The organism is Pseudomonas sp. Ps21-P2 (genome assembly GCF_039672565.1).
Taxonomy (GTDB): domain Bacteria; phylum Pseudomonadota; class Gammaproteobacteria; order Pseudomonadales; family Pseudomonadaceae; genus Aquipseudomonas.
The window spans coordinates 62,917-83,075 of record NZ_JBDFPL010000009.1 but is presented as its reverse complement, the minus strand read 5'-3'; the positions used below and the strand labels follow the sequence as shown (position 1 = coordinate 83,075).

The following is a 20,159-nucleotide window of genomic DNA, read 5'->3' as shown; positions in this document are numbered from 1 at the left end:
CAAGGAGGAGCATTGTCATGATCAGCCATACCCCTGGCCTGACGCAGCACCACAACCTGGTGCCGTATCCGTTCACTCAGATCATTCCGCCCACGTGCGTCGCCAGACCCCGGGTCATCTGGTTGACCGGCCTGTCGGCGGCGGGCAAATCCACCATCGTCGACAGCCTCAACCCGGTGCTGCGCGCACGCGGGTTGACGACCTGCATTATGGACGGCGACTCCCTGCGCACCGGTCTGTGCCGCGACTTGAGTTTTTCTGCGGAGGATCGTGAGGAAAATGTGCGGCGGGTGGCGGAAGTCGCGGCGTTGATGGTTGAAGCGGGGTTGACGGTGATGGTGGCGTTGATTTCGCCGACCCGCTCGGCTCGGAAGTTGGCCCGCTCGATTGTTGGCGATGCGCGGTTTGTGGAGGTGTTTGTGGACGTGCCACTGGCGGTGGCTGAAGCGCGGGATCCGAAGGGGTTGTACCGCAGGGCCCGGGCTGGGGGGATTCCGGGGTTTACCGGCGTGGATTCGGCGTATGAACCGCCGGTGTTTCCGGAACTGCATATTCGCAGTGATCAGGTTGAGGTGGGGCGGGCGGTGAGGATGATTGATGACTGGTTGTTGGCGCGGGGGTAGGCGATGGCCGCATGGGTTGCGATCCAACACCCCCGCCGTGCGAGTCCGTGATTCCCCTCGCCCAGATCGATCTCCCCCGGCTGAAGGCGGCCCCACTAAATCAACGTATTCATCCGGTGGGGCCTTCTTGAGACGAGCCGCTCCCATAGCCGCTGAGCGCGCAGTTACTTCTCCTTGATGTGGGACAACGCCTTGTTCGCCTGGTCGGCGCATTTCTTGAAGTCGCCCGATTCATGGGCTGCTTTGGCCTGTTGATGCTCATGGTGACCTGACGAGGTGAAGTCAGCCTCCGTCGCTGCCTTCAGCTTTTCGAGTGCCGCTTCGCACTCGTGGTGATCATCCTTGGCAAACGCAGGTCCTGCGACGATAAGTGCTGCAAGCAGAGATAAAGAAAGAAAACGCATTGACCACTCCTTTCAAATAACAGCCTTTAATAAGCGGAAATTGGCGTAATCAAAGATGCTTCTTGGCTTCTTTATCCAGATGCTTATCCGCTTTATGACGCTCCTCGTCGTCATGTTTAACGCCTTTATCCACCTCGCTGGCGTCACGCTTGACGCCTTTGTCGGCTTCTTTGGCATCATGATCGATGCCGTTATCCAGCTCACGGTTGTCATGACGAATGCCTTTTGCCACGTCGTCTTCGGCGAGGGCCAAAGGAACAACGGACGCAGTCATCAGCGCAGTGATGAGCGCAGACGAAACGAGCTTGTGCATGGTAATACTCCTGAGCGAACGTCGAGGTCCTCATGACCCCATCGCTTTTCAGCGTAGACAAAGTCCAGCAAGATGAAAGGGGTTTGGCGACCTCATCGGTGGCGGGGCCTCTTCGGTTGGAATCTACTAAAAAAAAGACCCGAACAATGACCGCACATTCTCACCTTCAAGCATTCCTGTGATCGGTCATGGCGGGAATGTGCTTGGGTTTAGCGCAACCACGTGGTGGTTCGAAGAAACCGACTGCGCTCGACCGATCAGACGCGCATTCCCGCGCAACTCTTCAAGCATGCTGACTACTGAGTTTAAGCGCGTACCCGTACATTCCTGATCAGCACGCGATCTCACTGCGCAGCCTCGGAGAACACGTCCATGCTTGAGCTTGATTCCCGCATCAAAGTCATCACTTTTGACTGCTATGGCACCCTTGTTCAATGGCATGACGCCGTACGGCGAGCGGCTGCCTCCATCCTTGAGCGGCATCTGACGGTTAAGGCCTCGAAGGAAAGCATCGCAAGTTTCGCGGCTCGCCTGCGTGAGGTAGCGATGGAGCATCAGCAACAATCGCCTTTCCTTGAGTACGAAACGGTACTCGATGCGAGCCTGAACCAGGCGTTGCGTGAAACCGGTCATGACGCCACGGCGGCAGATCTGGAAACATTGCTCGCGACCCTGAGGAGGATCGAGCCCCACCCTGACGTACCCGAAGCCCTTGCCCGGCTGCGCCAGCATTACCGGATTGCCGTCATCAGCAACACCTCGGATGAGCTTATCGCCGACACCATAACGGCAATCGGTACGCCAATCGATTTCGTCATCACGGCCCAGCAGGCGAGGGCGTACAAGCCTGATCACGCGCTTTTCCGCCACGCTTACGCCACGATGGGTGTTACAAAAGAGGAGACGATCCATGTCGCCATGGGCCAGTTCAGTGACTTGAAAGTCTGCCAGGAACTGGGAATCCGGTGCGTCTGGATTGATCGAGAGGGCGAACCCCTCGATCCCGCCTGGAAACCTGACGCCGTATTGAAGGACCTTTCCGGACTGCCGCAGTTGCTGATGCCGTCCTGACACGCCGGCTCGACTGTCGGACACCACGCTTATAAGGGGGGCTCACGTGCTGGTTACCGGAATCCTCTGGATAGCGTTTTTCATCATCAACTTCAACGTAGTGATGATGATTCCGCTGCTGCCTTTCATTCAGCGTGATTTGCACCTTTCTCCCAGCGAGTCCGGGTGGATTTTGGCTGCTTTTCCAGTGGTGGCGCTGATCAGTAACCTGGCGCTTGGCCCGCTGATTGATCGCCTCGGCAGGAAGCTGTTCATCATCGTGGGGGGCGTGGCTTGCTGCCTCACGCTGCTGCTCACCGCCGCATCCCACAGTGCTTCGATGATCGTGCTGAGCCGTGCGGCGACAGGCCTGTTCATGCCGATGATCGGCGCATCCATTTTTGCCGCCCTGGCGGACTATGTCCCCGAGGCCAAGCGCGCCAGAGCGGCCGGGTATGTCACCACCGCAGCGCCGATTGCCTTTCTGTGCTCACTCTCCATGGGCGTCGTTGTGGGAGGGCTGCTGTCGTGGCAAGTCACGGTCATCGGCCTGGCGGTTGTCTGCGCCGCTCTTGCCGGTCTGGCGCTCACCTTCCCGGCACCGCCTTCAGCCTCGTTGTCCTCCTCCACAATTAGCCGGGCCATGTACAAGGAGCGATTGACGTCGCTGTCGGCCAGCCCCGGAACCCGCCCGTTGATGGCGGCGTACTTTTGCTGGTCGATTGGCGTGTACGTCTTTCTGGGGCTTTACCCGAGCTGGCTCGTGCAACACGGGCTTTCATCATTCAGCGTCGATACCGTCGGCTCGGTCATCTTCATTGGCGAGGTCGGCGGACTCTTCGGCGCGATGCTTTCCGCGAGGCTTGCCAGCCGATTCAACAGTCCGTTGCGTTTGTGCGCCGTCGCCTCGGTAGCGATCGCGGCGGTGATTCAGGTGATCCCATGGGGCGAAGGCTCGCCGTTTGCACAAGGCGCGGCCTACATGGCCTTCGCGTTCGGACGAGACCTGATGCTGGCGCTGATACTGGGCGATGCCATGCGGCTGGTTGAAGCGTCGCGAAGAGGAAGTATTAATTCATCGCTCAATGCGGTGTATCAAACGGGGGGCACGCTGGGTGGGTTGTTGAGCGCCTGGCTGTATGGCTTGAGCGCCGGGTATTTTGCGAATGTGGTGGTCGCTTCGTTGGCGTTTGTGGCTTCTGGGGTTTTGCTGCATGGAATTTCGGGGGCGAGGTTTCGTTCTTGAGCGCGGGGCGGTGTATCTACGAACTAGACTTCTTGCTCCCAGGCAAACGCTGATCATTAAGCAAGACGTGTTGAGCAGACGCATACGCAGAAGGGCTTGCCGCGAACCTACTTAGCTAACAACCGTCGGCGCTATGCGCCGACAGTACTTTTTTACACACTCTGGGCCGAAAGCTGCAACAGGCGCTCCTTACGGGTACCCCTTTTAATATCGACCCTAGGGCTCCCCATTTCTGCCATGCAAACGAAAGCCGACGCGCTCGTTGAGCCTCTCATAATAATCCCTCACCGCTGGCAATTCAGGATGTTCCATCGGGGTTTCAAACCATCGATTGACCGAGAGACCAATCGGTATGTCAGCCAGCGAAAACCTGTCACCGGCGACATATGCGCCCGTCGAAGCCAACTGGCGCTCCAGTATTTGCATGTGCCGGGCCCAATCCGCGCACCCGGCGGCAAGCGCGGCAGGATCTTGATGGGCAGGCGAATACCTGACTAACGACATGAATGCGTAGCTCCAGGACCGGTTGAGGTCTGAGGCTTGCCAATCGGTCCATTGGTCGATTCTTGCCCTTATTCTCGCTTCGGTGGGATACAGCCCCCACGCCTCATAGCGCGTGGCAAGGTAGCGAATGATGGCGTTGGATTCCCACAAAGTGAAACCATCATCCTGGATGACCGGGACCATGGCATTGGGATTCAATGCAAGGAATTCGGGCGAGCTGGTGGGTTTGAAACCTGCGCCCCAGTCTTCACGCTCGAAAGGGATGTTGATCTCTGTACAGGCCCACAAAACCTTTCGCACGTTGATCGAAGTCGCTCTGCCCAGAATCCGCACCATGTCTTAGTCCTCGTCTTGAGATGGGAAATCGTCTATGGCGATGGTGCATGGGTCAAGGGGCATTTTGTTGAACGCTTATGGCCGTTCTCTTTCGGTCATCGTTTGCAGTAGCGCTCTCGCGGAAGCGCGCGACGGGAAGAACATTCGTTTGCGGATGTATCCGCATGCACCGCAAAGATAAGCATCCTTCGGCCCCATTTCTTTACGCGGAACCGATCTGCCCTCCCGCGCCACACAAGGGCTACCCACTCACCACGCGAACCTCACAGCGATCGCCCCGTTACAACATCCAGCACGCCTGCACCTGTGCAAGCGGTCATGAGTGGGCTTGGGGCACTGCCAACCGACCTTTCAGTTTGGAGAAAAAACGTGAAATTACCCGGACTCGGCGCCTCGCCGCCCAAGACACCTGATATCACTCCCCATGCCTCCAGGCCCGACGGCAAACCAACCCCTGATGCTGCAAAGCCGTCGAACACCCCCACTGATTCCGGCAACGGCGGCAGCCGAGCCACCGGCAACTTCAGCAACGTGGCTCAAGGCACCGGGGCTCTGGCCAGCGGCGGCTCAGCGATTTATCGGGCTGATCAGAGCACACAGAATTCGCAGTACGCCACGCAGTCCGCCACGGGCGCGGTCAACTATGGCAGCCCTGCCGGGAATGGCGGGCCGGCCGTTATGCAAAACAAGTCGCTGGCTGAGCAAAGTCAGGGGCTGAGCAACAGCGGTGAGGCGTCGAAGCCGTCTTCTCCCTTGATGGAGCTGCTTGATAAGTTAATCGGGGCGCTGCTGCAGCCGTTCGGCGGCGGGGCGAGTGCGCATTCCGCCGGCGATTCGGCCCGGAGTCAGACCAGGGATGCCCATGTGGACGAGAAAGGTGCTGACAAGAACGGCCTGGCTTCCGCCGCTGGCGAAGTGGGCAAGGCAATGTGGATGGTCCCCGGTTTGAGTGGCGTGGCGACAGGCATCGGTGAGTCTGATGGCAGTGTTGGCGGGATACTCAAAGGCGGTGTCGAAGGCGGTTTGCATATCGCCGAAGGTGGGGCCAAAGGCCTGATCGGCGGGGGCGGCAATCCGGTAGCCATGGCGGCTGGCGCCTATGCCGGCGCCTTGTCAGAAACCAAAGCTGCACCAGAAGAGGTGCGCACCGTAGCGGGCACGCTCTAAACGATTCTTGCCGCATGCTTCTTTCTGGGAGGCATGCCTGGCAGGAGCGGCAGTCAGGTTGGCGCGCGTCGGCTGTGGATGTTTCCTTCCCCTTTCCCCTTTCCCCTTTGCGCCCGACGTGGGCTTCCAGGGTGGCCTGTTGGCGGGCGACAAGGTAGCGCGAGATCGAGGCGAGGCACGGTTTAATGCACACCGACCCTGACCCTGACCATTCGAAGCGAATTTCCCCCCCCCCGAAGGCATCACGCTGAACAGGTAAGTACAGCGAAGATGCCTTGCGCTGCATGAAAGCCACCGCGCGGCGACCTCATATATTTCCTTTCCGATACATAACGGGCTTGCAACTCGACATGTATTGTCAGACACTCTCGCTATCGGTTTCGACAATATACAGGCGCCATTAGGGTGACTATGCAAAGTGCATTGGATTAACTGTCTCTATGCAAACCCTGGTATAGCTTTCGGCGCGACAACGGTATATAAGAAAAGATCCAATTTTGCAGACGAGCGGCGCGTGTTAATGCTCGTTTCCCCGGAAACACTGGCGCAAACGCCTGTTTAGTTGCTTCGTAAGTTACCCTTCTCAACTAAAACAAAACCCCTAAGTGACTGTCCATTACTTCGAAAGTTTCACACTGGCGAATTAAACATTCATTTTGCATATCTGCCTTTGCAGTCATCGATATTAATGTTAATAATCCGGCCTGCTCCGGGAAGCAAGGCAATGCGCCATCTCACACGAAGTGAAATATCAAGCCTCCATTCTGATTAAGTCCCCGGCCCCATAAACTCAATATCTCTGTTTGCTCAAGAGGCGATCACGCCTGGAGCATCGAGAAGGCGCGGACAAGCCGTGTGAGGAGGGCATCATCGCTCGTAGTCATTCCGGGATTAAAATCCTGTCGATTTTCGGTACACGTCCGGAAGCCATCAAGATGGCGCCGTTGGTGAAAGCGCTGGCTGCAGAGCCGGGTATTCACTCGCAGATCTGCATCACCGGCCAACACCAGAGCATGCTCAAGCAGGTGCTGGAGCTGTTCGATCTGAAAGCCGATTTCACGCTGGATGTGATGACGCCGCATCAGACCCTCAACTCGCTGACCGCCGCGCTGTACGGAGCGATTGATCCGGTGCTGGAAATCACCCGGCCCGACCGTGTGCTGGTGCATGGCGACACCACGTCCGCCATGGTGGCGTCGATGTGTGCCTTCCATCGCCGCATCCCTGTGGGTCATGTCGAAGCCGGCCTTCGCACTGGTGACATCTACAGCCCGTGGCCTGAAGAAATGAACCGCCGCTGCATCGATTTGAGTGCCGACCTGCTGTTCGCCCCGACCGATGAGTCGCGCCGCAATCTGCTGGGCGAGCGCTTGCAAGGGCGTTCGTTCGTGACCGGCAACACGGTCATCGATGCCCTGCAGTTGACCGCTCGACGCATTGAGGAAAACGCTGAACTGCGTACCCGGCTGGATCAGCAATTCTCGTTCCTGCGGGGCGACCGCAGAGTCTTGCTGGTGACCGGCCATCGTCGGGAAAACTTCGGTGACGGCTTCCTGGACATCTGCAAAGCCTTGCGTCAACTGGCCAAGCGCAGCGATATCCAGATCGTTTACCCGGTGCACTTGAATCCCAACGTCCTGGGCCCGGTCACCGAGCACTTGGGCGACCTGGCCAATGTGCACCTGATCGAACCGCTGGATTACCTGGCGTTCGTGCGCCTGATGCAGCGCGCCCACGTGATCCTTACCGATTCCGGCGGCGTGCAGGAAGAAGCGCCGAGCCTGGGCAAACCGGTACTGGTCATGCGCGAGGTGACCGAGCGGCCCGAAGCCGTTGCCGCCGGCACCGTGCGGCTGGTCGGGACGTCACCGGACTCGATCATCAGCGGCGTCAACGCGCTGTTTGACGATGACCTGCTGTGGCGACGCGCGTCCCAGGCGGCCAACCCCTATGGCGACGGCAAGGCCAGTTCGCGCATCGTCGATGCCTTGATGGGCCGCCCGGTCAACGACTTCGTGGTCGGCCAGCTGCACGTGCCCAAATACCTTGAGCATGGGCAACGCGCCCCGACACCGGACAGCGACCGTCCGGCTTCCACGTACCAATAACGACCGATCGAACGACCGCCCCTCTATCAGCTTGAGATCTGCCTTAATGAAGTCTTCCGTTGCCACCCAAACGGGCGCGCTTAGCGCCCTTGTCTGTGGCGTGAGCCTGCTCGCGCTCGTGCCCAACTTTGCCCTGGCGGCGGACAGCCCGCTCACCGAGGCGATCAACCGACTCAACGCCGATACCCAGCAACACCGGGAGATTCGCCTGAGCGATCTGGGCATCGATGCACCCATCGTGCTCGGCTCCACGGATTCGCGCCGCGAACTGTACCTGCCGGTTCCAGCCGGTGTGCCATTGACCGACGCGTCGCTGACCTTCGATGCCAGTTACCTCAACGGGGAGGGCGGTCGCAACACCTTGCTGTTGTCCCTGGACGGTTATCCGGTACGGGCCGAAGGGCTCAGCGAAGCGCAAGGCAACGCCAGCTCCACGCTGGGCGTCGACAAAGCCGCTCGCAACAGCGGTTCGGTGCGCCTGGGCGTGGCCTGGTCGTCGATCGTGTCTCGCGTGTTGTGTGAAGACGAACGCGCGATTGGCAACGTGCTGCGCATCGAACCCGACACCCGCCTCAATTACAGCTACGACGCCAACCTGTTGCAAGACGTCGGCGCTGCCTGGGCAGCCTTGCCGGGCAAGCCGGGCATCATGGTCGCTCCGGGCAGCCTGACAGCCGGCTCTTACGACGCCGCCTGGCGCCTGGGCGTAGCCCTGGAACGGATCGGCAAACATGCGCGCATCCTGTCGTTCCCTGCCGTACAGGACAGCGTTGACCTCAGCGCCCTGCGCATTCCGGCCGAACTGCAGAGCATTCCGGCCTTCGCCGCCCTCAACGGCAAGGGCTCGCATACGCTGGCGAACCCGGCGGAAATCGGCGCATTGCTGATGCTCGGCCAGACCCCTGATGTGCAGGCCGACCTGGCCATCAACGACCCGCAATTGCTCAAGGCAATCAACGAATCTCTGGACGCCCTGCAAAGTCAGATTCAAGGTCTGGATGCCTCAGCGGGCGGTGCGTTTACTCAATGGCGCGAACGTCACGTGAACGCCGGTATGGCCGCCAAGGGTACGGACAATGTGCGTCTGGCGCTGCTCGGCACCCGTCCGGTACTGATGATCGCCCCTGACGCGGCCGGCAAGGCCATGGCCCTGTTCAGCAGCGCCTGGAACAAACTGGCCCGCAGTCGCACGCTGACCGTCAGCGAAGCGCAGATGCCGCTGAGTGCCGACGGCCGTGTGGCCCTGAGCAATCTGGGCGGCAACCCCGGCACCATCGACGTGCTCGCCAAGTCCGACTGGAGCGCTTCGTTCCCACTGGGCAGCGTGGCCTACGACGGTCGCCTGCCCGTCAAGGCCGTGATCGATGTGTCCGCCGCCCCTGGCGCTTCGGACACCGCTCCGGTGGCGTCACTGTTCCTCAACGACTACCTGATCGGCGCGCAACAGTTGCTTGCCAACGGCGAGAAGCAACGCATCGAAGCGCGCATCCCGAGCTACGCCCTGGGTTCCAGGAACGTCCTGCGGGTCTCGTTCCAGCGTCAGCCCGTCAGTGATCGCTGCCTGGAAACGCCGCAAGCGTTCCCGGTTTCCGTATTGCCGACCAGCCACATCGTGCTGGACAAGATTTCTCTGGATGACGGTTTCTCCGGCATGGCCGCCCGTTACGCAACGAACACGCAAATCCTCGTGCCTCAGACTTACCTGGATCACCCGGCCAGCAGCTTGCCGCAGGTGATCTCGGTGGCTGACGGGGCGGGCGTTTCGCCGCTGCGCGCTGAACTGAAAGTCAGCAGCGATCCTAAAGCCACGGTCACGCCGGACAAAGACTTCCTGGCCTTCGAGCTGCCGCTCAAGGACAGCAAGGAATCGGTTCAGGTCGATGACCAGGGTCGCCTGCGTATCAACCACAAGGACCAGCCGCTGCTGGACCTGTCGCCGCTCAACCACCTGGCGTCACTGCAGGCGGTGGATGCCGGTGGTCAGCACGGCCTGGTCTATCGCGTTCTTGGCAGCGAAGCCCCTGTGTTCGCCAAGCCGGTGCTGTTGACCCGCGGCGACGTGTCAATCCTGGGCGACAACGGTGTCGTGAACACCTTCGATACCCAGGATCCAAACGGCAGCCAGTTCATCGACAGAGAAGAGCCCAAGGGCCTGGACGCCTGGCGCACACCTTCGCTGTTGTGGCTGATCCCCGGCGGCATCCTGTTGGTGCTCATCCTGATGTTGGCTGGCCGTAGCGCCCGTCGCAATCGCCAGTAACGGAACCCTTCGATGACGTCGCTTTATTGGCCGTACTGGCTGGCCCATTACTACAGCTTCCTGGAGGTCGCGACCATTGTGGTCGCGGTGCTGATCCTGATCTCCAGCCTGGACGATCTGTTCATTGACCTGTGGTACTGGTCTCGCCGCCTGTTTCGCAAGTTCACTGCGGACCGCAAATACCGGCCACTGACCGCCCGGCAATTGCTGGACCGGGACGAACAGCCACTGGCGATCATGGTTCCGGCCTGGCTGGAATACGACGTCATCGCGCCGATGATCGAGAACATGGTGTCGACCCTCGACTACCAGAACTACGTGGTCTTCGTCGGCACCTACATCAACGACCAGCGCACCATCGATGAGGTGGAGCGCATGCGTCGGCGTTACAAGCAATTGCATCGCGTGGAAGTCCCCCATGCCGGTCCGACCTGCAAGGCTGACTGCCTGAACTGGGTGATTCAGGCGATTTTCCTGCATGAACAGACCCACGGCATGACCTTCGCCGGCGTCGTGCTGCACGACAGCGAAGACGTGCTGCACCCGCTGGAATTGCGCCTGTTCAACTACCTGTTGCCGCGCAAGGACATGATCCAGCTGCCGGTCGTTTCCCTGGAACGCAACTGGTATGAATGGGTAGCTGGCACCTACATGGACGAGTTCGCCGAATGGCACGGCAAGGACCTGGTGGTCCGCGAAAGCATGACCGATACCGTGCCTTCGGCCGGCGTCGGCACCTGCTTCTCGCACCGGGCCTTGAAAGTGCTGGCCGGGGAAACCCAGAACCAGCCGTTCAACACCGACAGCCTCACCGAGGACTACGACGTTGGTGCGCGCCTGGCCAAGGTCGGCATGAACGCCATTTTCGTACGCTTCCCGGTGGAGTTCCGGGTGCTGCGCAAGTCGTGGTTCCGCAAACCCTACGAATCCACCCTGAAGATGCCACTGTGTGTACGTGAATTCTTCCCGGACACCTTCCGCACGGCGTTTCGCCAGAAAGCGCGCTGGACCCTCGGGATCGGCCTGCAAGGCTGGGAACAGATGGGCTGGAACGGATCGCTGGCCAACCGATACCTGCTCTTTCGCGACCGCAAAGGCGTGGTGACAGCGTTTGTCAGCATCCTGGCCTACGTGATCCTGGTGCAACTGGTGGCGCTGATCATCCTGCGCCAGAGCGGGTTGTGGAACGTGAGTTTCCCGACGCCGTTCGAATCCAACGGCTGGATCAAGTACCTGTTGATTGCCAACGGTCTGGCCTTGGGCTGGCGCATTCTGCACCGCTGCTACTTCACGACGGTGCTGTATGGCTGGCAGCACGGTTTGCTGTCGATCCCGCGCATGGTGGTGGGCAACTTCGTTAACTTCATGGCCGCCTCCCGGGCGTGGCGCATGTTTCTGGTCGGCAAGGCGCTCAATCGCAAGCTGGTCTGGGACAAGACCATGCACGACTTCCCGTCCACCGACCTGGTGGCAGCCGCACCGCGCAAGCTGGGCAGCGTGTTGCTGTCCTGGCAGGCGATCAACGACACCAACCTGCAAACGGCGCTGGACGAACAACAAACCCGCCATATGCCACTGGGCCGCATTTTGCTCAGCCACGGCTGGCTGGATGACGAAACCCTGGCTGAAGCCATCGCCTTCCAGAACGATCTGCCGCGGGTGTTCGATGTCGCCCACAAAGCCGACGCCTCGCTGCTGGCCGACGAGTTTGCGCTGCGCTGGCGTGTTGTGCCGCTGGGGACCAACGAGGCAGGCCGTGCGCAGATCGCTGTCGCCAGCCCGCTGTCCGCCGAAGGCCTGCAACAGATCAGCGATGAGCTGGGCAGCGAGCCGGTACAACTGATCGCCCGAGAAAGCGAGATCGTCGCGCAATTGCGCAACGTCTACGCGCTCGATGGCCAGCCGGTGCCCAATGCCCGCGCGCCGATGCTGGGCGACCTGTTGATCGAAATGGGGCTGCTTGACCGCGACGTGTTCAACCGCACCATGCTCAATTACCGCCCGCAGCACCACGGCCGCATTGGCGACTATCTCGTCGACAGCGGCGTGCTGCCTCGGACCACCATCGAACAGGCCGTGGCCCGTCAGCACAGTCATTACCCAACGGAGCTCCCGGCATGAACCGCCCCTTCCTGACGCTCATGGCCACGGGGCTGACCCTTTTGCCTGCGCTGGTCCATGGCGAAGTTCTGCCCCTGCCGTTGACCGGTCCCGCTTACCAGGCGGCCAGTGAGGCCTACAGCGCCTACGACCGCAAGGACTACGACCTGGCCATCGCCAAGGCCCGCGAAGCCTTGCGTCAGCGGGCCGATGTCACCCGTCTGAACCGGCTGATCGTGCAGGCACAACGTGACAAGGAACAACGCGACAACCCCAAGCGCTATTCGCAGTCGCCGTCGCGCCCGGCCCCCGGTTTCAGCGCGGCGGCCCAAGCGTTCAAGGCCTATGATCGCGATAACTTCGGCGTCGCCGCGCAGTCCGCTCGCCAGGCGATCGCCCAGGCACCCAAGCGCATGGATTATCGCCTGCTGCTGATCGAATCCCTGCAACGCCAACAGCATCTGGAAGAAGCCGATCAGGCCACCACCGAAGCCCTGCGGGTTTTCCCAGATGACGACACCTTGTTGATGCGCCGCGAAGCCATTCGCCGCCAACTGGCCGCGCCACTGGCCATCGCCGGTTATCGCGCGCTGGAACAAGGCAACCTGCCGCTGGCCGTGGATCAAGCCCGCAAGGCCGTGGCCTGGGCACCGGAAATCGGCGCTAACCAGCAATTGCTGATCAGCGCGCTGATCGCGACCCAGGATTACCGCGCCGCCGAACTGGCCGCGACCGGCGCGCTGGCCCAGGACGATGGCGAAACCGCGCCGTGGATTCTGCGCAGCTATGCCCTGGATCGTCAGGGCAAGACTCAGGCGGCACAGGCCGACCTGAACCGGGCCTTGTCCATCGAAGGCTTGCTGGATTCTGAAGTGCGCGAGATTCGCTTTTTCGCCGCCGACCTGGCGCTGGCCAACAACGAGCCGCAACAGGCTCTGGACCAGTTGCAGAAGCTGCCCGCCGACACGGGCGGTGAAGTCGCCCGCCGTCGCGCCGCCGCCCAGGTCGCGTTGCGCCAGAAGAACAATGGCCTGAAAACTGCGACGCGTTTTCCGGCGCCGGCCCTTAACTGCCAGGAAAGCGCGTTCGGCCTGATCTGCGATATCTGGCCGGGCAACCAGCGCGATGGCGGCACGGACACGGCGGTGCAGGCTTACGCTGCGCTGGCCCGCAAGGACGCCGCTTCGGCTGCGGCTCTGGCCAGCGAAGCCATTCGCCGGGCGCCGCAGAATCCGGCCTATCGCAGCCTGCTGGTCAGCGCCCTGACCGAGCAGAAGCGCTTGCCCGAAGCGATAGCGGCGGCCAGCGATGGCCTGCAAGCCAATGGCGACGACGCCCGCCTGCTGGCCCAGCGCGGTCGGTTGCGCCAGCAGACCGGTGACGATGCCGGTGCCCGCAAGGATTTCACCCAGGCCCTGGCCCTGGGCAGCTTGCCCACGTATGAAGAAGCCAGCCTTTATGCCGAGCTGGGCCAACGTCGCACGGCGCGGGAACGTTTGCAGGTAGCCCGCGACGCTGGCGAGCTGGACGGCATGAGCGACCTGCAAGTGGCTTACCTGTCGGTGCAGGCCGGCGACGATGACAGCGCCCATGAGTCATTCCGCAAAGCTGACGCCGCAACGCCTCTAGCGCCGACGGCGACTCAGGACGCGGCCTACAACGCGATGCGGGTCAGTGACGACGAACACTCTGTGGGTTATTTCAAGCGGGTTATCGACGCCAAAAATGCCGGCGAACTGGACATGACCGACCAGCAGCTGTTCGACACCCGCCGCGCCGTGGCCGATGTGTCGCGCACCTGGGGCCTGACCAGCACCACCAGTTATCGCGGCAGCAGTTCCAGCAGTGGCTTGAGCTCGGCGCCCAGCACCGGCACCAGCAATGGCAATAACGGGAGCGGCAGTAGCAGCAACGACAGCCTGCAAAACAGCACCGAACTGTCGTGGCGTCCGCTGGGTTACCGCAACGCCCGTTTCGTCGAGCTGTATGGCCGGGTCACCGATACGCTGTGGAGCAAGAACAGCGACTCGGACACCGGCCTGGATGCGCTGCAAGGCGCCTTGGGCGTGCGGGTCAAGCCGTTCACCTCGCTGAACGTCATGGCGGCCGTGGAACGGACCTTTCCCCTGGGGTCCTCCGACATCGACGGCGACTGGCTGTTGCGCCTGGGTTACGGCTCCAGCATCGGCACCGATTTGCGGGTTGATGTCCCCAGCTGGTGGACGTCGCAGTTGTTCGCCGAGACCGGTCATTACGTCAACGACTCGCGCAACTACATCAACAGCGAATGGCAAGGCGGTCGCAGCTACGCCATTGGCGGTGCCGGCTCGCGCTGGGTGACATTCCCCCACGTGGTGGCCGCGTACGACTACGACTCGAAGATGGACAGCGACACCCGCTCCGACGGCAGCACCGAATATTCTTCCGGCCATGCCGCTGGCGTCGGCGTGGGCAACAACGTGCGCTACTGGTTCCGCGAAGACGCGTACAACGCGCCGCGCTCCTATGTGGATTTTTCGTTGCAATACCGAGTGAAAGTGTCTGGCGATGACCGCGCCAAAGGTGTTTTCGCTCGCCTGACTTACTCCTATTGAGGACGGATATGCACCCTCGTATGTATTGGCTGATGGGGCTCGGACTGAGCCTGGGCATGGCGTCGACAGTGGCTCAGGCTGCGTCGGAAATCGCTCAACTCTATGCGCCGAAACTGCCGGAAGGCTCGGCTTGGGTGCGGGTGGTCAATCCCGCCGACGGCGCCGTGCAAGTGAGCGTGGACAACAAGCCCGGCGTTGCCCTGTCTGCGCAGTCGGTGGTGGCCGGTCCTTTCCAGGTGGTGGATTCGCGGCAACCGCTTCGCATTACGGTCAACCAGCGTGAGCTCAAGGGCCTGAACGTGCCGAAAAACGCCTTTGTCACGGTGATTCTGAACAGCGATCCGGTGGCCGCCCCCCGGGTGGTGATCGACCCGCAGCCGCGGGGCAAAGACTTGCGCGCCGAACTCAACGTCTACAACCTCAGCGCCGGCTGTGACAAAGCCGAGATCAAGCTGGCAAACGGTTCCAGCGTGTTCAGCCAGCTGCCGCTCAATGGCCAGGCGCAGCGGACCATCAATCCGGTGCAGGCGACCCTGATTGCCAGCTGCGATCAAGGCGCCAGCCTGCCGCTCAAGCTTGAGCCCTTCAAGGCCGGTGACCGTTACAGCCTGTTCCTGATCGGCTCACGCCAGACCCCCCGCCTGATCGGCCTCGTTGACCAGACTGCCCCATGACCTTTCTAGTAAAACCTCGCCACATCCTGCGCCGTCCTTCGATATCCGGCCTGATTGCCGGCGCGCTGCTGAGCCTGTCCGGCGCCGCTGCCCAGGCCGACTCGGCAGTGATCACCGGGCAGGGCGGCTGGTTATTTCCTGCGTGGGAAAGCCTGAACACCGTCGACAACCCCGGCATTGCGCGCGACATCGCCCTGATCAAGGATGTCCAGCAGCAACTTGAACGGGAGAAAATCGCCCTCGTGGTGCTGGTGGTGCCGATGAAAGCGCCGTTCTACGCCCAACGGCTACCCGCCGACCATCCGTTGAGCCCGGCCGTGGTGCAGCGCTATGACCGTTTGCAAGGCGAACTGGCCAAGGCTGGCCTGACGACCCTGAACATCAGGCCGATACTGCAAGCCACGGAGCAGGGCAAGCAGACGGCGTTTTACCGGGCCGACTACCACTGGACCGCCTGGAGCGCTGAAAACACAGCCGATGCCACTGCGAAACTGATCACCGCACGCTATCGCCTGCAGGGTGAGCCCGGCGGCGGTGCAGTGCTGGGGGAATGGTTCGACAAGCGCGCCTTCGGCGATCTGGCCAGCAACTTTCTGCCGTCCATCAAGCGCAAGGCCATCGGCCGAGACATTTACACCGTGCGCCATCAGGTCGAGAAAGACCTGCTGATCGACGACGCCCCGGCACCTGTTCAGGTCATCGGCAACAGCTTCGTGCAGCCTTACCTTGGCTATACGCAGAAACTGTCCAACGCCCTGGACCGCCCGGTCACACTGACCTGGAACCCCGGCGACGTCGGCCCCTGGGCGACACTGCTGCAGTACCTGGAATCACCGGACTTTGCTCAGCACAAGCCGCAGGTGATCGTCTGGCAATTCAACGAGGGTCAGTTCCACCTCGGCCCTGATGCAGCAACCCAATGGAACGCCAAGGGCGTGACGTCGCTGAACCAGTGGCACCAGCGCATCAAAAAGGCGCTTCCTTGAAAGTTCTCGGCAGGACCCCCCGGCGTGCCACTCTAGGTGTTCTGCTGCTTGCAGCGACACTGGTCACAGGCACCGCCATGTTTTACGCCACCACGCAAAAACGGCTGGACCCCGGCATCGTTGGAATTGTCTGGCAGCCCGATAACAAAACAGTCGGCATCAAGGGGCAATGGGATCAGCTGGGTGCCAGGGAATTGCTGGTGCAATGGACCGTGGTCGACGATCAGGCATTCGTGCCAGGCACCGGTCTGCCGAGCGTACCGGTGCTGCCCGATTGGGCACGTATTGCCAAAGAGCCTTGGGCCCAGGATGTAATCATCGGCCTGGCCGGATATTTCAGCGAAAACCGCTCCCGGGACAACATCGAGCAACTGGCTGCCGTCTCGGAGCGCATCGCCAAACTGCCGACGCCGTTGCACGTGACGGGCTATTACTTCCCGGCTGAAGTCGACCCCAGCTGGACCCGCGCCAAGGAGCTGCCCGCGCTGCTGGCCAAGCTTCCGCGTCCGTTGTGGATCAGCGTCTATGACGGCGCCAACATCGGCCCGGTCGCCACAGCCGACTGGCTCAAGCAATGGCTGCCAGACGACATCGGTGTGTTCTTTCAGGACGGGGTTGGCGTTTACGCCCGCACCGCACCGGTCGCCCGCACCTACGCCGACACCCTGCGCGAACGCCTGGGCAAGGACCGCGTGCGCATCATCGTCGAAGCCTTCCGCCCCAACTACGGCGGCGGCTTCCGCTCCGCAACGGCCGCCGAACTCAAACCGCAGCTGGCCGCCTACGACGGTTACCCGCTTTACCTGTTCGATGGCCCGCATTATGTGACGCCAGCCTTGGTGAAAGCGTTGGCGAAGTAGTTGTTGAATTGATGTTTCCGCGAGTGGAACACGTCACCAGACAATAGGTTTGTCGTTCCAGTCCCAAAAGGTCCCGCTGTCGGCCGGCCCGTGTGCGCCGACCACCTCAAGAATGCGGTCCGCCGAGTACGCCGGTTCGAACAGTTGGCCCTCAGGCACGTTCGCCTGGAATGGCCGAGACAGCTCCGTGTCGGTCGTGCCCGGATGTATGGCCAGGACAGTCGAGGCAGGGTTCAGGCGTTTCAATTCGATACTGGCGGTGTGCAGCAACTGGTTGAGCGCCGCTTTGCTGGCCCTGTAGCTGTACCAGCCACCCAATCGGTTATCGCCAATGGAACCAACCCTCGCGGAGAGCGCCGCGAACGTAGCAGGCTGTTTGCGCAATAACGGAAGCAGGTGTTTAAGCAGCAGGATCGGCGCAAAGGTGTTGGTCGCGAAGCTCGCTTGCAGGCCTGCAAGGGTCAGTTGTGCCAGCCCCTTTTCTGCTCTGGCGCCGTCCTGATGAAGAATGCCCAGCGCACTGATAACCAGGTGCAGATGGCCGCATCCGGCAAGCGTTTCGCTCACGAGCGCTTCGAGGGATTGCTCATTGCGCGCGTCACAGTCGACAGGTTTCAGACGGTCGCCGTATTGCGCTGTAAGGGTTGCCAGCTCTGTGGAGGTGGTGGCGCTTCGCGATACTGCCCACACCTGAGCCACCTCATCGCGAGCCAGCAATGCCGCGCAGAGTGCCAGGCCGATACCTCGACTGGCGCCGCAAATCAGCACGTGAGCTTCGCTGTTCAGTTCGGGTATCAAACGCATAAGGCACCTTGATGGGCGTGGCTGAAGTGTTTTTATGACTTCGGAGGAGGGCATGACGTTCAGGAGGGCGGTTGCCAGGAAATCGGCACCTCAACGAACGGGGCCGAATGCTGAGTGTTCACCTGGCCAGGTGAGTGGCTGAAGTACGTCTCTGAGACGGCTGCGACTACCACAGCCTGGACGACAGCGACACCCAGGACATTAGCGCCGAGCCTGCGAACGACCGTTATTGGTCGATCAGCGCCTGTCGCAGTGGAAAGCCATCGACCCAAACCCGCCCGTCATTCCTGACGCGGCGGAGAGCATGAGCGGATTTCAGACCAGTGTGAAAACACTCGCTTCTCCGGTCTGAATGTCATACGCCATCAATGCCTCGTTAACGGCATCGGCGCTGCACACGAGTTCACCGTGACTGTTCCAGATTGAAGAGCCACCCGCGGCGACATAATCGTCGGCGGGACCTACACAGTTCGCCATCACCACCGTCATGGAATGCTTTTTGGCAATCATCGGATAATGACTGTTTGCCAGTGCAGTCCCTCTCGCAGACTTCGCCACGCTCGCTAAATACACCTGAGCGCCAGACGCTGCGGCTTCTTCTGCATGGCTGGGTTGCAGTGATTCGTAGCAGATGGCGGGGGCCAGGACAAAATCTGCCTGACTCAGCACAAGCTTCCGAGTGCCCGGTGTGAAAAAAGGTAATTCGTCAGGGTGCAGATGCTGTTTCGAATAGCAAGTGCGCTCCAGCCCGGGCTGGAAACTGATCATGCTGATCTCGGTGCCTTTAGCTCCCCTGGTTGGTGCACCCACAGCGATGAGCATCCCGTACCGGTCGCTCAATCTCTGGAACTCATCAAAACGGCTATCACTCGGATGCACCGCCAGGACCTCAGCCAGCCTCGGCTCGTAACCCGTGAGGGAAAGCTCGGGAAACAGCACGAGATTGGCACCCTGGCTTGCCGCCAAGTGGATGACCTCAATGTGTCTGGCGATGTTTTTTTCGTACTCCCCCGGCACAGGGAGAATCTGCGCAGCGATTAGCTTCATTTCCCGTCTCGCGTCCTTGTTTAGGGTTTACTTGAAGAGCGACTGAACGGTTGTTCCGCCGCTGCTGTTAACGTCAACGTATGCTGCATGACCGTTGGCATTTTGAACAGTGAGTGGTCGTGAGTGTGTACCGACGCCAATGGCCGCTTCTGGCCTGAGCGCTGGGGTACCTCTCGGCAATCACGTCCCCTGACGCAGGACTTGGATCAGCTGTTCAGCAACAAAGGCTTCGACCGCTCCTTCACTGGCGTTCACTTCAAACGCTGCGCAACACGCCGATGTGTCACCGTCGCAGATACGGTAAACGGCAATGACGCTGCCAGGTCTGCAGCCGGTGTGTCCGCACAGGGTAAAACCGCCATCAATCGAACCCTGCATGACACCAAGGCCATAGCCGGCAGTGACCCACGGACGCCCGGGAATCGCGCCGCCCAATGCTCGTGCTGCCTGCATTTCCTGAAGCAGGTTTGTCGGGAGAAGGCCACCGGACATGAGCCGATCCAAGAATACCGCCGCTTGCGAAATCGGGCCGATGAGCAAGCCATGGTAGACCCAGGCGGGGTCATAGTTTGAAGTGCTGACTGGATGAGTGGTTTGTAAGTCTGCTCGCGTTTTGGCGAAGCGGACGTTCGACAGGCCCAGAGGGTTAAGTGCTCGTTGACTCACCGCATCATCAAGCGCCAGGTCCGTTAGCCGCTCTATAAGCTTGCCGATCAGCATGTATCCGACATTCGAGTAGCGCCAACCGGTTCCGGGGTTGTATCGAAGTCGAGTGCCGTCAAGCCGTCGCATCATTTCGTCTGTTGACCAGGCTGACTCGCTGTTTGAAACGGCGGCGTGATACTCCGCCAGTTCGCCATAATCAGCGAGACCTGCCTCATGCCGCAGTAGCTGGCGCAATGTGAAGAGCTGATCGGGAATAGGTTCGTCCAATCCGATCTGCCCATCACGCACTAAGGAGAGGGCCGTTGCCGCCAAGACTGTTTTCGTAAAGCTCCACCAAGGCACCATCAGTTCTGATGGGGCGGGGGGTTGTGGCTGACCATTTGATATGAGCGAACTGAGCATTGGCGTCCTTGGGTT

The 20,159-nt window shown here is 60.8% G+C and carries 17 protein-coding genes; 11 read left to right on the top strand and 6 right to left on the bottom strand.

The features are described from left to right. Positions 1-20 precede the first annotated feature (20 nt). Positions 21-623 carry an adenylyl-sulfate kinase gene (cysC, locus tag ABEH28_RS21885; RefSeq protein WP_346631151.1) on the top strand — a complete coding sequence of 201 codons (603 nt, stop codon included), beginning with the start codon at positions 21-23 and terminating at the stop codon, positions 621-623. A gap of 164 nt (positions 624-787) precedes the next feature. Here the strand turns inward: cysC and ABEH28_RS21880 are convergent, their stop codons facing one another. Beyond that, on the bottom strand, positions 788-1,027 hold the full coding sequence (locus tag ABEH28_RS21880) for a hypothetical protein (RefSeq protein ID WP_346631072.1): 240 nt from the start codon (positions 1,025-1,027) through the stop codon (positions 788-790). A 49-nt stretch (positions 1,028-1,076) separates the two neighbouring features. Continuing rightward, positions 1,077-1,340 carry a hypothetical protein gene (locus tag ABEH28_RS21875; RefSeq protein ID WP_346631071.1) on the bottom strand — a complete coding sequence of 88 codons (264 nt, stop codon included), beginning with the start codon at positions 1,338-1,340 and terminating at the stop codon, positions 1,077-1,079. Positions 1,341-1,712: 372 nt separating this feature from the next. On the opposite strand from ABEH28_RS21875, the gene ABEH28_RS21870 reads away from it, so the two are divergent. After that, positions 1,713-2,411, top strand: a complete 699-nt coding sequence (locus ABEH28_RS21870; protein ID WP_346631070.1) for a haloacid dehalogenase type II — start codon at positions 1,713-1,715, stop codon at positions 2,409-2,411. A 46-nt stretch (positions 2,412-2,457) separates the two neighbouring features. Then, positions 2,458-3,636: an MFS transporter gene (locus tag ABEH28_RS21865; RefSeq protein ID WP_346631069.1), complete on the top strand. Its 1,179-nt coding sequence runs from the start codon at positions 2,458-2,460 to the stop codon at positions 3,634-3,636. Positions 3,637-3,852: 216 nt separating this feature from the next. On the opposite strand, the gene ABEH28_RS21860 is transcribed toward ABEH28_RS21865, so the two are convergent. Next, entirely contained in the window at positions 3,853-4,476 is a 624-nt protein-coding gene (locus ABEH28_RS21860; RefSeq protein WP_346631068.1) for a glutathione S-transferase, read from the bottom strand. A gap of 369 nt (positions 4,477-4,845) precedes the next feature. On the opposite strand from ABEH28_RS21860, the gene ABEH28_RS21855 reads away from it, so the two are divergent. The 8 genes from ABEH28_RS21855 to ABEH28_RS21820 all read left to right on the top strand — a co-directional run bounded on the left by ABEH28_RS21855 (position 4,846) and on the right by ABEH28_RS21820 (position 17,225). Continuing rightward, positions 4,846-5,643 (top strand): hypothetical protein, encoded by a 798-nt coding sequence (locus tag ABEH28_RS21855; RefSeq protein WP_192174072.1) that lies wholly within the window; start codon positions 4,846-4,848, stop codon positions 5,641-5,643. A gap of 890 nt (positions 5,644-6,533) precedes the next feature. Then, on the top strand, positions 6,534-7,751 hold the full coding sequence (wecB, locus tag ABEH28_RS21850) for a UDP-N-acetylglucosamine 2-epimerase (non-hydrolyzing) (RefSeq protein ID WP_282371737.1): 1,218 nt from the start codon (positions 6,534-6,536) through the stop codon (positions 7,749-7,751). A 46-nt stretch (positions 7,752-7,797) separates the two neighbouring features. Then, positions 7,798-10,011, top strand: a complete 2,214-nt coding sequence (locus tag ABEH28_RS21845) for a hypothetical protein (protein WP_346631067.1) — start codon at positions 7,798-7,800, stop codon at positions 10,009-10,011. A 12-nt stretch (positions 10,012-10,023) separates the two neighbouring features. Beyond that, a complete protein-coding gene (locus tag ABEH28_RS21840; RefSeq protein WP_346631066.1) occupies positions 10,024-12,132 on the top strand; it encodes a glycosyl transferase family protein in 2,109 nt (702 codons plus the stop codon). After that, positions 12,129-14,705 carry a bacteriophage N4 adsorption protein A gene (locus ABEH28_RS21835; RefSeq protein WP_346631065.1) on the top strand — a complete coding sequence of 859 codons (2,577 nt, stop codon included), beginning with the start codon at positions 12,129-12,131 and terminating at the stop codon, positions 14,703-14,705. Before ABEH28_RS21840 ends, ABEH28_RS21835 begins: the two co-directional genes overlap by 4 nt. Before the next feature lie 8 nt (positions 14,706-14,713). Then, positions 14,714-15,379, top strand: coding sequence for an alginate O-acetyltransferase AlgF (locus ABEH28_RS21830; RefSeq protein ID WP_346631064.1), 666 nt, complete (start codon positions 14,714-14,716; stop codon positions 15,377-15,379). Next, complete coding sequence (locus ABEH28_RS21825) at positions 15,376-16,365, top strand: twin-arginine translocation pathway signal (protein ID WP_346631063.1); 990 nt, start codon at positions 15,376-15,378, stop codon at positions 16,363-16,365. Before ABEH28_RS21830 ends, ABEH28_RS21825 begins: the two co-directional genes overlap by 4 nt. Further along, positions 16,362-17,225: a hypothetical protein gene (locus ABEH28_RS21820; protein WP_346631062.1), complete on the top strand. Its 864-nt coding sequence runs from the start codon at positions 16,362-16,364 to the stop codon at positions 17,223-17,225. The genes ABEH28_RS21825 and ABEH28_RS21820 overlap by 4 nt, the downstream gene beginning before the upstream one ends. A gap of 33 nt (positions 17,226-17,258) precedes the next feature. On the opposite strand, the gene ABEH28_RS21815 is transcribed toward ABEH28_RS21820, so the two are convergent. The 3 genes from ABEH28_RS21815 to ABEH28_RS21805 all read right to left on the bottom strand — a co-directional run bounded on the left by ABEH28_RS21815 (position 17,259) and on the right by ABEH28_RS21805 (position 20,144). Beyond that, complete coding sequence (locus ABEH28_RS21815; RefSeq protein ID WP_346631061.1) at positions 17,259-18,029, bottom strand: SDR family NAD(P)-dependent oxidoreductase; 771 nt, start codon at positions 18,027-18,029, stop codon at positions 17,259-17,261. A gap of 315 nt (positions 18,030-18,344) precedes the next feature. Continuing rightward, a complete protein-coding gene (locus ABEH28_RS21810; protein ID WP_346631060.1) occupies positions 18,345-19,076 on the bottom strand; it encodes a carbon-nitrogen hydrolase family protein in 732 nt (243 codons plus the stop codon). A 180-nt stretch (positions 19,077-19,256) separates the two neighbouring features. After that, positions 19,257-20,144: a serine hydrolase domain-containing protein gene (locus ABEH28_RS21805; protein ID WP_346631059.1), complete on the bottom strand. Its 888-nt coding sequence runs from the start codon at positions 20,142-20,144 to the stop codon at positions 19,257-19,259. Between the last annotated feature and the right edge of the window lie 15 nt (positions 20,145-20,159).

Coding starts and splice junctions, on each gene's coding strand:
- ABEH28_RS21875 (WP_346631071.1), bottom strand. CDS start 1,340: ATGCACAAGCTCGTTTCGTCTGCGCTCATCACTGCGCTGATGACTGCG.
- ABEH28_RS21880 (WP_346631072.1), bottom strand. CDS start 1,027: ATGCGTTTTCTTTCTTTATCTCTGCTTGCAGCACTTATCGTCGCAGGA.
- ABEH28_RS21860 (WP_346631068.1), bottom strand. CDS start 4,476: ATGGTGCGGATTCTGGGCAGAGCGACTTCGATCAACGTGCGAAAGGTT.
- ABEH28_RS21845 (WP_346631067.1), top strand. CDS start 7,798: ATGAAGTCTTCCGTTGCCACCCAAACGGGCGCGCTTAGCGCCCTTGTC.
- ABEH28_RS21870 (WP_346631070.1), top strand. CDS start 1,713: ATGCTTGAGCTTGATTCCCGCATCAAAGTCATCACTTTTGACTGCTAT.
- ABEH28_RS21815 (WP_346631061.1), bottom strand. CDS start 18,029: ATGCGTTTGATACCCGAACTGAACAGCGAAGCTCACGTGCTGATTTGC.
- ABEH28_RS21840 (WP_346631066.1), top strand. CDS start 10,024: ATGACGTCGCTTTATTGGCCGTACTGGCTGGCCCATTACTACAGCTTC.
- ABEH28_RS21830 (WP_346631064.1), top strand. CDS start 14,714: ATGCACCCTCGTATGTATTGGCTGATGGGGCTCGGACTGAGCCTGGGC.
- ABEH28_RS21835 (WP_346631065.1), top strand. CDS start 12,129: ATGAACCGCCCCTTCCTGACGCTCATGGCCACGGGGCTGACCCTTTTG.
- ABEH28_RS21810 (WP_346631060.1), bottom strand. CDS start 19,076: ATGAAGCTAATCGCTGCGCAGATTCTCCCTGTGCCGGGGGAGTACGAA.
- ABEH28_RS21825 (WP_346631063.1), top strand. CDS start 15,376: ATGACCTTTCTAGTAAAACCTCGCCACATCCTGCGCCGTCCTTCGATA.
- ABEH28_RS21805 (WP_346631059.1), bottom strand. CDS start 20,144: ATGCTCAGTTCGCTCATATCAAATGGTCAGCCACAACCCCCCGCCCCA.